This is a genomic window from Polyangium sp. y55x31, from assembly GCF_029946505.1.
Classification (GTDB): Bacteria; Myxococcota_A; Polyangia; order Polyangiales; family Polyangiaceae; genus Polyangium.
Genome location: NZ_JARZHG010000012.1, coordinates 219,763 through 231,619 on the forward strand (window position 1 = coordinate 219,763; position 11,857 = coordinate 231,619).

At 68.2% G+C, this 11,857-nt stretch carries 11 protein-coding genes; 6 read left to right on the forward strand and 5 right to left on the reverse strand.

What is annotated here, in order from left to right; genetic code table 11:
• The first annotated feature begins 5 nt into the window (after window positions 1-5).
• The 3 genes from QHF84_RS22430 to QHF84_RS22440 all read left to right on the forward strand — a co-directional run bounded on the left by QHF84_RS22430 (window position 6) and on the right by QHF84_RS22440 (window position 3,188).
• Window positions 6-449 carry a hypothetical protein gene (locus tag QHF84_RS22430; protein WP_281315409.1) on the forward strand — a complete coding sequence of 148 codons (444 nt, stop codon included), beginning with the start codon at window positions 6-8 and terminating at the stop codon, window positions 447-449.
• 92 nt (window positions 450-541) lie between these two features.
• Window positions 542-2,224 carry a DNA mismatch repair protein gene (locus QHF84_RS22435; RefSeq protein WP_281315410.1) on the forward strand — a complete coding sequence of 561 codons (1,683 nt, stop codon included), beginning with the start codon at window positions 542-544 and terminating at the stop codon, window positions 2,222-2,224.
• A 1-nt stretch (window position 2,225) separates the two neighbouring features.
• Entirely contained in the window at window positions 2,226-3,188 is a 963-nt protein-coding gene (locus QHF84_RS22440) for a hypothetical protein (RefSeq protein WP_281315411.1), read from the forward strand.
• A 3-nt stretch (window positions 3,189-3,191) separates the two neighbouring features.
• On the opposite strand, the gene QHF84_RS22445 is transcribed toward QHF84_RS22440, so the two are convergent.
• Entirely contained in the window at window positions 3,192-4,025 is an 834-nt protein-coding gene (locus QHF84_RS22445) for an SDR family oxidoreductase (protein ID WP_281315412.1), read from the reverse strand.
• Window positions 4,026-4,101: 76 nt separating this feature from the next.
• Here QHF84_RS22445 and QHF84_RS22450 point away from each other — a divergent pair, with 76 nt between their 5' ends.
• Window positions 4,102-5,037, forward strand: a complete 936-nt coding sequence (locus tag QHF84_RS22450) for a LysR family transcriptional regulator (RefSeq protein WP_281315413.1) — start codon at window positions 4,102-4,104, stop codon at window positions 5,035-5,037.
• A gap of 7 nt (window positions 5,038-5,044) precedes the next feature.
• Window positions 5,045-5,773: a hypothetical protein gene (locus QHF84_RS22455; RefSeq protein ID WP_281315414.1), complete on the forward strand. Its 729-nt coding sequence runs from the start codon at window positions 5,045-5,047 to the stop codon at window positions 5,771-5,773.
• On the opposite strand, the gene QHF84_RS22460 is transcribed toward QHF84_RS22455, so the two are convergent.
• Entirely contained in the window at window positions 5,765-6,853 is a 1,089-nt protein-coding gene (locus QHF84_RS22460) for a hypothetical protein (RefSeq protein WP_281315415.1), read from the reverse strand. The two genes, QHF84_RS22455 and QHF84_RS22460, sit on opposite strands and share 9 nt — an antisense overlap.
• Window positions 6,854-7,164: 311 nt before the next feature.
• On the opposite strand from QHF84_RS22460, the gene QHF84_RS22465 reads away from it, so the two are divergent.
• Window positions 7,165-9,177 carry a polymorphic toxin-type HINT domain-containing protein gene (locus QHF84_RS22465; RefSeq protein WP_281315416.1) on the forward strand — a complete coding sequence of 671 codons (2,013 nt, stop codon included), beginning with the start codon at window positions 7,165-7,167 and terminating at the stop codon, window positions 9,175-9,177.
• A gap of 73 nt (window positions 9,178-9,250) precedes the next feature.
• Here the strand turns inward: QHF84_RS22465 and QHF84_RS22470 are convergent, their stop codons facing one another.
• The 3 genes from QHF84_RS22470 to QHF84_RS22480 form a co-directional block, all read right to left on the reverse strand.
• Window positions 9,251-10,126, reverse strand: coding sequence for a phytochelatin synthase family protein (locus QHF84_RS22470; protein WP_281315417.1), 876 nt, complete (start codon window positions 10,124-10,126; stop codon window positions 9,251-9,253).
• Between the two features lie 61 nt (window positions 10,127-10,187).
• Entirely contained in the window at window positions 10,188-10,949 is a 762-nt protein-coding gene (locus QHF84_RS22475; protein WP_281315418.1) for a glucose 1-dehydrogenase, read from the reverse strand.
• Complete coding sequence (locus QHF84_RS22480; protein WP_281315419.1) at window positions 10,950-11,630, reverse strand: TetR/AcrR family transcriptional regulator; 681 nt, start codon at window positions 11,628-11,630, stop codon at window positions 10,950-10,952.
• Window positions 11,631-11,857: the final 227 nt, after the last annotated feature.

The following is an 11,857-nucleotide window of genomic DNA, read 5'->3' on the forward strand; positions in this document are numbered from 1 at the left end:
CCTCGATGCAGATCCACGGCCAATGCCACTGTGCGAACATCTCGTTCACCCTCGACTGGACGCCGGAGCCCTCCGAAATCCCCGCGCGGGCCTGCACGTGCTCATTCTGTACCAAGCACGGCGGGGTCTGGACCTCCTGCCCGAGCGGCTCGCTCCGCGTGCACGTCCGTGAGCCCTCCCTCGTATCGAAGTATGCATTCGGCACGAAAACCGCTGATTTCCACGTCTGCGCAAAGTGTGGCATCACGCCGGTGGTCACCTGCCGCATCGACGGTCGCCTCTACGCCGTCGTCAATGTGAACACGTTCGAGGACGTCGATCCCGCACTCTTGCGACGCTCGTCCGCCACCTTGGACCGAGAAACCGAGGAGGTCCGGCTCGCGCGGCGCAAGCGCAACTGGATTGCCGACGTCGCGTACGAGGAGGCCACGCCGAGCGACGGGCGGTGATACGTTCGAGCCGCGCGCGGCGGGCTTGTCGTCGCGGGAACTTTCGGCGACCATGCGGCCTCCCTCCCGGAACGTCCCGTCCTCGCGCCGCCATGAAGCCCTCTCCACCCGCCCCCGACACCACGCCGGCTCACGAAATCCTGAGCCTGCTCCACCCCGATCCGATCACACGACCCGACCTCGAAGAGATGCGTCAGGCCCTCTCGTTCGCATTCGCGAGCGGGGTCTCCGGCGGGCTCTTCAGCCAGGCCCTCGATCGAGCGCCGCTCGCGCCGTCCACGTGGGATCCGAAGAGCTTCGCGCAGGACCTGTTCCTGGAGGAGCTCGTCGCCCGCGGCTTCCGCGTGCGATCGGGCGAGCGCGACGCGGTCGTGAACCGCGCATTCATCTTCCGCGTCCTCGCGCATCCGCCCACGGATCCACGCGTGACGGAATACCGGCGGGACATTCTGCGCGAGCTCTCCGGTTCGACCGTTTTTCGCCGCCAGTTCGAGGAGCTTTACGCGATCGCCATCCGCCTGCGCTCAGCGCTCGAAGGCGCGACGGCCGGAAAGAAATTCGACGCGACGCGACGGCAGCTCGACGTGCTCGTGCTCGTCAAGGAGGCATTCGACCGGATGAGCGAATCCTTCGACGGCGCGACATCCGGCCTCTCGGGCCTGCGGGCATTCGGCGCCTCGGTCCGCGAGACCGAGGGATATCGATCGATGGTCGATCTGCTCGACTACGACGAGCACCTCGCCACGCTCGGCGTCACGATTCGCGTCGGCGCCGACGGACGCGTGCGTGGATTCGAGGTCCGAAACCTCCGCGAGCGTCAGGACAACCCCTTCGTCCTTTCGCCGGCGCGGCGGTGGCTCGCGAAGATCGAGATGTTTTTCCGCGGCTACCGCTTCAGCGACGGCGAGGTCATGGCGCGCCTGCTCGACGCGGTCTTCGAGGGCGTCGAGGCGCACGTTCTCCGGTTCATTCCGCTCCTCGGCGAAATGGAAGTTTACCTCGGGGCGCTCGGCTTTCGGGACCTCGCCGAGGCCGCGGGCCTCGAAGTCTGTTTGCCCGAGATTCGCCCGGCCGAGGACGGCGCGGACGAACGGCCGCGCAAGCTGCTCGGGCTCTTCAATCCGCTGCTCGTCGCGAGCGGCGTCCGCGCGGTGCCATGTGACCTCGTGACGGATCGGACGAGCTCGACGGTGCTCATCACCGGGCCGAACTCCGGCGGCAAGACGCGGCTCTTGCAATCGGTGGCGCTCGCGCAGATCCTCGCGCAAGGGGGCATGTTCGTGCCTGCGCGCGAGGCGAGCCTCGTGCGGGTCCCGGGGCTCGTCGTCTCGCTGATCCAGGAGACGCGGGTGGATCAGAGCGAGGGGCGGCTCGGGATGGAGCTCGTGCGCATCCGGGCGCTGTTCGAGATGCTCGGCCCCGGCGCCATGGTGATGCTCGACGAATTGTGTTCCGGGACAAACCCGTCCGAGGGTGAAGAGATCTTCGAGCTCGTGATCACGCTCCTCGCGAAGCTGCGCCCGCAGGCATTCATCACCACCCATTTCTTGACGTTCGCGGCGCGGATCGCGCGGGAGAATGCGATTGCGGGGCTGCGTTTCATCCAGGTCGGGCTCGACGCGGCGCACCGGCCGACGTACCAGTTCGTCGAGGGAGTGGCGTCGACGTCGCTCGCGTCGCACGCAGCGGCGCGGCTCGGCGTGAGCCGCGACGAGCTCGAAGGGCTCATCGATCGAAACATGCGCGCACCCGCCGCGCGGGCGCGGGGGAGCTGACGTGGCGACATTCCTGGTCACGCCGCGCATGAATCCAGAGCTCCGCGCGCGCGTGGAGCGAGCCGTCAGCCCCAAGGCACGCGCGAAGCATCACGCGGCGGGGCTCGGAATGACGTCGCCTTTCGCGAGCCGCGAGGGGCTCCGGCCGGCGAAGCTCCTGCCGCTGCTCGCGCTCGTGGTCATCGCGGGGCTTTTTGCGGCCATGGTGTTTCACGAGCGACGCGAGCTCGAAGCGGAACGGACCGCGCTGCTCGCCGAAATCGATGCACTTCGCCCCGGTTTGCCGGCGGGACACGAAGGGCTCGTCGAGGATACGGAGCTTTTGCTCATGGAGGCCGCGGCGGACGGGGATACGGTGGAGATCATCGATCCGGCGCTGCGCGCGGCGGGCGCGCTCGACGCGACCTTGCGTCGGCCTGCGCTTTATGTACGTGCCCCGGCGGCGGAGCTCCACGACGCGCATGGCGTCGACGATGCGGCGCGCGGGTCGATCAAGGACGCATTCCTCGTTTGCCTGATGTATCCACCGGCATCCACGTCGGAGCGAGATCTTCTCGCGAAGGTGCGGGGCGTGTACTTCGCCGGGGCGAAGGTCGACGACGAGACGGCGAACGTGCGACGGCTCGCGGAGCTGCGAATCGGCCTCGCGGTGCTCGCGCCGGCCTTCGAGACCTCGGTGCGCACCGCGCAGGATCGAAATGTGCTCAAGCGGCTCCGGAAAGACCTTCAAAAAGCGCCGGTCGACCTCGCCAAAAAGGCGGCCGCCGCGCAGCTCATGCTCGTCGTCGCGGATACCCGGGCCGGCGCGCGCGTGACGCTTTTTGATCTCGCCGCGAAGAAGCCGCTGCTGCGGGTGCTTCGAAAAAACGAAGAGCTCGCCTTGTCCTCGCTCGGCGCGACCCACCGCGAGGAGCTCGAAGCGTGTAGCCTCGCCGTCGCGGTGCGCCGCGCCGTGACGGAGTGAAGGTCAAAGCTTGGGCGAAAACCGCGACCGCATCATCTCGATATAAGCCTCCTCCGAGGTTTGTCGCCGCGCCTCGACGAGCGGCGTGATGTCCTTCGTGGCGAGATAACGCAGCCGGTCGGTGCCGTCGGTCGCGGCCTCGAAAATCACCCGCGCGACCTCTTCCGACGTCGCCATGCCGCGCGCCTGCCGGAGCAATGCGAACACCCGGCCCGCGCCCTCCACGAACGGCGCGTAATCGGCGATCGGCGTCCTCTCGCCTGCCTCCTTGGCGCTGCGCTCGCCGAAGCGCGTGCTCGTCACGCCGCCCGGCTCCACGATCTTCACGCGGATTCCGAGCGGCAGAAGCTCGTACGACAGCGCCTCGGAAAAACCTTCCAGCGCGAACTTGCTCGCGCAATAGGCGGATATCATCGGGAGCGTGAACACGCCCGCGCCCGAGCTCACGTTGATCACGACGCCCGAGCGCTGCTTTCGCAAGGTGGGGAGGACGGCCCGCGTCACGTCCATCATCCCGAACACGTTCACCTCGAACTGCTCGAGGATCTTTTCGCGCGCGGTTTCCTCGAACACGCCAAAGAGGCCGAACCCTGCGTTGTTGACGACGACGTCGATCGAGCCGAACCGCGCGAGCGTCGAGGCCACGGCGGCGTCGATGCTCGCGCGATCCTGCACGTCGAGCCTGAGGAGGCCCATCCGCTCCGACGCCTGGAGCTCCGTCTCCTTCTCCGGCGTCCGCATCGTCGCCGCGACGTTCCAGCCCTGCGCGGCGAACTCCTTCGCGATGTCACGACCAAACCCCGACGAACAACCCGTCACGAGAACCGTCTTGCTCATGCCCCCGGATGTAAAACGCGCCGACCGATGAAACAATCCGTGCAATCCGGGATGCGCTGATGCAGGATGTCGAACAATGATCCGCGCCAGCCTGATCGAGCTCGAAGCCGTGATCGCGATCGCGAGCCTGAAGAGCTTCCGCGCCGCGGCCCGGCAACTCGAGATGTCGCCTTCGGCGCTCAGCCACGCGATCTCCGCGCTCGAACAGAGGCTCGGGGTCCGGCTGTTCCACCGCACCACGCGGAGCGTGTCGCTCTCGGCGGCCGGCGAGCATTTCGTCAGGCGCGTTCAGCCGGCGCTCCGGGAGGTCTCCTCCACGCTCGACGAAATGCACGAGCTGCGGGACACGCCGAGCGGCACGTTACGCATCAACACGTCGAAGGGCGCCGCGGAGATCGCGGTGCTTCCCATGCTCCTCGAGCTGCGACGTCGCCATCCCGACGTGCGCGTCGAGCTCGTGACGGAAGAGCGCTTCGTCGACATCGTCGCCGAGGGCTTCGATGCAGGCGTGCGGCTCGCCGAGGCCGTACCGCAGGACATGGTCGCGATCCCGTGCGGCGGGGACCTCAGCATGGCCGTGGTCGGCGCGCCGTCGTATTTCGCGTCTCGCACGAAGCCGACGAAGCCGAAGGATCTGCTCGATCACGAGTGCATCCGCCGCCGCATGGCGAGTGGCCAAGTGTATCGCTGGGAGCTCGAAAAGCGAGGTCGCGAGGTGGCCATCGACGTCCGAGGCGCGCTGACGCTCGACAACGACGACCTCGTTCTGCAGGCCGCCCTCGCCGGCGCGGGCCTCGCATTCCTGAGTGATCGCGCGGTCGCCGCCGATGTCGAGGCGGGGCGGCTCGTCCGCGTGCTCGCCGACTGGACGCCGCCCTTCCCCGGTCTCCGCCTCTTTCACCCGAGCCACCGCCTCGTGCGCGCGGCGCTGCGCGCGTTCATCACGATCGTGCGTGAGTCGACGGCACGCGAGCGGCGTCCTGGCAAACCGGGAACCTCCAAAAAAGCATGAGTGTATCATGATGACGAACCTCGCCCGGACCCACCTCGCATTCCTCGTCGCCTCTGCCATTTCGCTCGCCGCGTCCTCCGCAGGGGCCGAGCCTCCATCGGACGCAGAGGTCACACGGCGAATCGCCTTTCTCCAGGGGCGCCTCGATCAGGGTACGGTCGCGGCGAATCGATGGTGGTATGGCTGGTACACGGGATGGAGCGCGTTGACCGTCGGGCAAGGCGTCATCGCTGTCGCGGTCCCCGATCCGGGCCTGCGCGCCGACGCTGCCGTGGGCGCCGTCGGGTCGTCGCTCGGCCTCATTCCGCTCGGCCTCGTACCGTTTCCCGCCCGTCATGCCGCCGCGGATCTCCGAGCCATGCCGGAGGCGACGCCCGAGGAGCGAAGGAAAAAGCTCGCGCGTGGTGAGCGGCTGCTCCGCGAGAGCGCGGAATCCGAGGTGCTCCGCCGCAAATGGTTCAATCACGTGCTCTGCGGCGCGGTATCCACGAGCGTCGGCCTGGTGCTCGCGCTGGGGTATGGCAGGCCGGTGACGGGCGCGGTGAGCGCGACGGTCGGGATTGCGCTCAGCGAGGCGCAGATCTTCACGATGCCGACCGCGGCGATCGAGGATTGGAACGAGTACCAGCGCGAAGGCGGCGCAGGGAAGATCGGGAGAACGCAGGGGCCAGCGCCGGGTGTTTCATGGTTTGTCGCGCCGTTCGCGGGTGGCGCGATGGTGGGCGGATCATTTTGACGGCGTCACCGTGAACGACATCATGAGCGATGCGACCGTCGCGTCGAGAGCGTGCGACAAATGGAGGGTCAGGCTATCCTTCGCCGGAGGTGGAACGACGCGCTTCGCCACGTCGTCGAAGAGCGCCTGGGCTTCGTCGCGCATGCCGAAACGTACGGCGAAATCGCCCAAGATGAAGAGCCTCACGGTGAGCACGGAATCGTAGGACGCGGGGTCGCGCTCGACGGCGAGCGTGGCTCGCGCGCTTTCGATCCACGCGCGCAGGATGGCGCGACCGACCTCGACGTTCGCCTCGGGGTGCCCCGAGGCGTGAAAGGCGAGCAGCCGCTCGTAGGCGAGATGGAGCTCTTCCCACGCAGGGATGTACGCCGCGCGCCCCGTCCCGTCCCGCTTCTGCGCTTGCTCCGAGAGCCAGGCGCGCAGCTCGGCGTGGCGCTCGATCCATTCGAGGTTTTCGGAGAGCACCAAAGCGGCAACGACGTTGATTCGCTGCTTGTCGGTGTCGGGCCCCACCATGCCATTGCTGTTGTCGCCGGTCGGATCCCATTCGGCGATATCGGCCGGATCCGCGCGTAACCACCGGAGCACGAGGCCCACGCGCTTGCTCACAGGCGCCGCGCGGAGCCCCGCCGCTGCGCGCATGCGACAGAACGCTTCCTCGCTGAACGCCACCTTTCCGCCCGGAGACAGCGGCGCGACCATGCTGTCGAAGAGGCGATCCGCGTCGCCGGCAGGCGCCCAGACCGCCTGCTCTCGCAGCACGTGGCAACGGCCGTGTGCGAATTTCAGCTCCCGGAGCTCGCCTTCGAGGTCGCGCATCCGCGCCTCGACGGCCTTGGCGTCGGGCCGGGCCGGCGCAGGATCCGCCTGCCAGACCTCACCCGGTCGAAACACCTTTCGCGCGGGCGAAGGGAGGCGCGTGCGGATGCTGTTGCTGTCGTGCGGCGTGTCGAGATCGAAGAGTGCAATGTGCGCCGTGACGGCGAGGTCGCGCGCAGCGCCGGGAATGCTACGCGTGAGCGGAAACTCGCCTCGCGCCGCGATCACGCTTTCGAGGACCTTGCGTGCCTCGTCGGTCACGCCGAGTTTGGTGCTGAAGACCCCCAATGTGCCCGCCGACGAGCGGCGTCGCGTCCTCGGACCGTTCGAGCTCCCGGCGCACGAGCCGGAACATTTCGTCCGGCGTGTCGAGACCGACCTGGGGACATGCGCCCGAGAGGCAAGGAGGCGGGCCAAAGCACCCGAGCAGGGCCGTAGAGGTCGCGAGGACAGCGAGGAGCGAGGAGCGAGGAGCGAGGAGAAGAATCGCACCGCGCGCAACCTTAGCATCACGGCGCGTGGCGGAATACTTGCCCATCGAGGGAAAACCATGCTCGGGTCGGGGCCACCGCATGGAAACGCTCTCCCGACGACGACGCCGCTCCTGGCTCACGCTCCTCGTGCTCGGCGCGGGCCTGCGCGCGAGTTGCGGCGCTGCGGGTATGGGTCCCGGCGTGGCCGAGGCCGCGGCAAAGCTCCCCGAGGCGCAGGCCGTCGCGTCGATCAACGAATTCACCGACGACCGCGGTTTGCCGGCGCTGCGCCTCCGGCTGCTCCACCCCTCGGCGCCATTTGATCGCCTCACGGTGCGCAGGAGCCGCGGCCCCGTCGTTCCCGGCTCGTGTAATGCGGGCGAGCTGTTCGCGACGCTCCCGTCGGCGAAGCTCCGCGGCGCTCGCATCACGCTGCCCACGACGGCGGAAAAGCCGCTGTCGCATGGCGATTCGTACCGCGTCTGCGCCTACCGAAAAGACCGCCTGGTCGCGACGAGCACGCTCGCGGGCGAGCGCCACGTGCCTTGGCTCTCCGCACGCGCATTACCACAGGGCATCGAAGTGGGCGTACGGGTCGCGCCGCTCGACGACGACGCCGTCTCCTTCGCGCTCGTCCTCGCCGAGAAAGGGGAGCCCCTCGGCGGGCTCGTGCGCATGAATTGCCGTGATGGACGGGTCGTGCGTGAGGTCGGGCGCGGCGTGTTCGCAGCCGCGGGCGGCGACGATTTGACTTTGCCCATCCTGCTCACCCCGCCGGAAATCCGACGCGATCGGCGTTATGCGGTGCTCGGCTGCGTGCGCGACCGCGAAGGGCACCTGCACGCCGTGGAGGAAGCCTGGGGCGCGTCCGTCTCGCTGCTGGACGGCCCCGAGGAGCGCAATATCGTGGCCACGCCTTCCGGCGGCGTTCAAGCCGATCGCCTCATCGTGGGGCATCACGTGCTCGCGTATGACGTCGCCAAGAAGCAGCGGGTCGCAACGCGCGTGCGCGCCGTACGCAGCAAGACGCTCCCCTCGGTGTGGCTCCGCCTCGACGACGGACGTCGCATTGAGGTCCCTCGGGCGCGCGGGTTTTTCTTGCCAGACGCCGGGACGTTCCGAGCCGCCTCGAAGCTGCAAAAGGGCGACGTGCTCCTCACGGCCTCCGGGGCCCGCCCTCGCCTCGCCGCAGCCCCCAGCGAGGCGGATCGGATCGACGCGGCTTTGATCGATGTGGGCTCGCCGGACGATTGTTTCATCGACGACCTCCTCGTCCGCGACGAACGGCCGAGCAAGGCGCGCGCGGGTGAGCCCGAAAAACTCGCCATTCCATCGGCCGGCCCCATCGAGCTCGTCCCCGCGCCCTCCAGCTACGATTGCATGCTCGATGTGAGGCTCCAGGTCCGCGAGCTCCCGCCGGAGGCCCGCGCCGTCGCCATCGTGGCCGCGCCGCGAGAAACATCGCCCGGCGCGCGCGCCAAGCTCGCCTGCGATGCGGGCCCCGTGGTCCGTACGCTCGATCGGCGCCTGCTCGACGCGCTCGTCGGCGAGCGCGCGCTCCGAACGGCAAACGGCGTGGAGCTCGGTGTGGAGCTCTCCGGGGATCCCATCACGTGCGATGGCGGGTATCTTCTCATGCCCTGCGTGCGTGATGCCAAAGGCGTGATGCGGCCGGCGACCGATGCCGTCCATGCGATCGCCGGGTCGTCGTGTTTTGCCGCAGGCACGCCCGTCGCGACGCCGCGGGGCGAGGTGGCCATCGAGCGCCTGCGGCCCGGCGACGCCGTGATCGGGTACGACGTCGAGCGCGGAGCGCGCCGCGTTTTGCAGGTCCGTCGCATGGCCGAGCGCGAGGAGCGGCCGGTGGCGACGTTCCGGCTCTCGAATGGCGAGGAGCTACGCGTGACGGCGGAACATCCGATCTTCGTCGTGGGTCGCGGATACGTTCCTGCGCGCACTCTCGAAATCGGGGAGGTATTGCTTGGCGAGAATGGCGCGCCGGTGACGCTCGAAGCGCGTACCGATTTCGTCCACCGAACGACGGTGTACGATCTCTCCGTGGACGGCCTCCACAATTATTTCGCCGGCGGCGTCCTGGTGCACAACTACTGACGGACGTCCGATACGGATCCAAGAAAAGCGACACTGCGGCCGACAGCGCGCGCCACGCTCCGCAGCTTCATGGTCATGACCCCGACGCGTACGCTCGGAGCTTCCGGCGCGTCCGCCACGCCCCCACGACGGCGCCGAGCCCGAAGCCCACGACGAACACGGCCGCGACGATACCGCCCAGAATGCGCAGCGGACTGCGCGCCGAGCGTTCGCCCGACGGACCCGGCGGCTTTTCCGCCGCGGCCACGGCCAGGTATCCGCGAGAACGGCCGGACACGAGGTCCGTCGTGCGAATCGCCTTGTAAAGCGCCTCGGTCCGCACCCAGGTGGGCGGATACTTGTATCGCGCCACGTCCATCACGAGCACGCGATCCTTTGCGGCGTTGTAGGCGCCGAGCGGGGAATGGTGGCCAGTATACTCCTGACCGACCTCCGAACGTAGATAGTTCACGACGATGAAGTTCGTCGGGTCCGCGAGGTTCTCGGCGAGGCGCTTGCGGAAATCATCGAGCGTCGTTTCCTCGCCGTGGACGACGTCGACGCGCACGGGATGGCAGCGGAGCAGGTCCGCGAGCTGCACGAGCGTGGTCCCGCCCTGCGCGACGGATTCGGGGGTGAACACGGTGCGCGCGCACGTGTTGAAGAAATCGCCGTGCGTATAGGTCTTGACACCGAGCTTGTCGTCGAGCGGCGCGGGGACCTTCAGCGCATTGAGGATCGTGACGGCGCTCGCGATGCCACACGCGGACGGCGTCTCCTGCGTCGTGTGATGTCCCGCGAGGTGAAAATAATCGGCGCGGGCCGCCGATTCGACGAGGAGCGCCTCCCCCTCGGGTGTGTCGAGCGCGACCAGGTCGGCCGGGAGCACGCTCTGCTGCGCATGCGCGGGCGCGGCGGTAAACCAGGTGATCGCGGCCAGCGTGAATGCGGTTCGTCGGACGGTCATCATGGAGGGACCTGCCCACATGAGAGCCGACCTGGCGGCGAATGGCAAGGCCTGCGCGCGCTCGTCACGCGGCGAGAAAGCCGCCGTCGACGAGCAGAGGCGCGCCGGTCACGTATCCCGCGCTCTCGGAGCATAACCAGAGCACGGCCCCGGCCATCTCCTCCTCGGTGGCCATTCGACCCATCGGATGCTGGGCGACGAGCTGATGGACGAGCTCGGGGGCCAAGGTCTCGAACTGGCGCATGCTGGGCGTCGCGGTGACGCCCGCGCAAAGGGCATTCACACGGATTCCCTTCGTCGCAACCTCCAGCGCCACCGACCGCGTCATTCCGACGACCGCGTGTTTCGAGGCGACGTACGCGTGCTGGGCAGGCCTGCCCGCCATGCCGAAAATCGAGCTGATGTTGACGATGGCGCCGCCTCCCGACGCGAGCATTGCCGGGATTTCATGCCGCATGGCCAGCCAGACCCCTCGGGCATTGACGGCCATGACGTCGTCCCACACGTCCTGCTTGGTATCCTCGACCGTAGCCATGTCCCCGCCGCCGGCGCAGTTCACCGCGAAATCGAGCCGACCGAAATGCTCGACCGTTTCTTTCACGGCGCGCGCCACGGCGGCCTCGTCGCGCACGTCGGTCCCGACGAAGAGGGCCCGCGCCCCCTCGGCCTGCAGCGCCGTACAGGCCTCGCGCCCGGCTTTCTCCCCGCGGGCTGCAATGACGACAGCCGCGCCCGCTCGCGCGAATCCGCGCGCCGAAGCGAGCCCGATGCCGGAGCTGCCGCCGATGACCAGCGCGACGCGCCCCGAAAAATCGAATCGGATCATTCACGTATCCTTTCCACGCTGAGGCTTCTCCGCGCCCAAACCTTTTCGAATGAAGTTGACGGCCTGGTGGGCCAGCGTCCGGCGGCGTTTGGGCCCGAGCCGCTTCCGGAGGGAATCCGATGCCAGCACTTCGTGGAGCTCGGCACCGAGCTCCTTCAGCACCACGTCGGTCAAACCAGGGCCGATGATCGTGGCCACGAGGCGCGTCGCGACGTCCAGATCGGGCGCATGGAGCGCGCCACTCTCGGCCCCCGCTTCGAGCATGGCGCGGAGCTCCTGAATGCCTGCCTCGCAAATGGCCTTGTGCAAGCCGCGGACCTCCGGATTCGCCGTCGGATCGGCCGCGGCCGCGGAGAGACGCGCGAGGCGCGGGTGCTCGACCAGGAACGCCATTCCGCGCTCCACGAAATCCTCGAGGCGCATCCAGAAATCACCTTCCTGGCTCGGTTTGCCCACGAACTCGCGCTTCAGGCGCGGCGCCTCCTCGGTGAGGAGCCACCGGTACAGGTCGAGTTTGTCTTCGAAGTATTGATACACGCTGCCCTTGGGGATGTTCGCGCGCCGCGCGATTTGAGATAGCGACGCCTCGGCGTACGTCCGATCCGCGAACTCGACGATGGCCTCGTGCACGAGGCGCGCGCGCCGCTCCTCGGGGAGCCGGAAAAAGGTGCTCTTCGGCATGCGACCGACCAGTCATATGACCGATCGGTCGTACTGTCAAGGCTGCCGTGGACGAGCGGTCGGTCTCCTCGATCGCGCGCGTTCGGGGCGCTCGCGCGGCCGACCGCAAGATCGCGGGAATAGACACGAACGCAGCCGGTTTCAGGCGCGATGGCCGACCCTCGTTCTGCTCGCCCTTCCACCCCTCCCCCCGCACCTTCGTCCTCGTCGTCGCCCCGGTCGGGCCC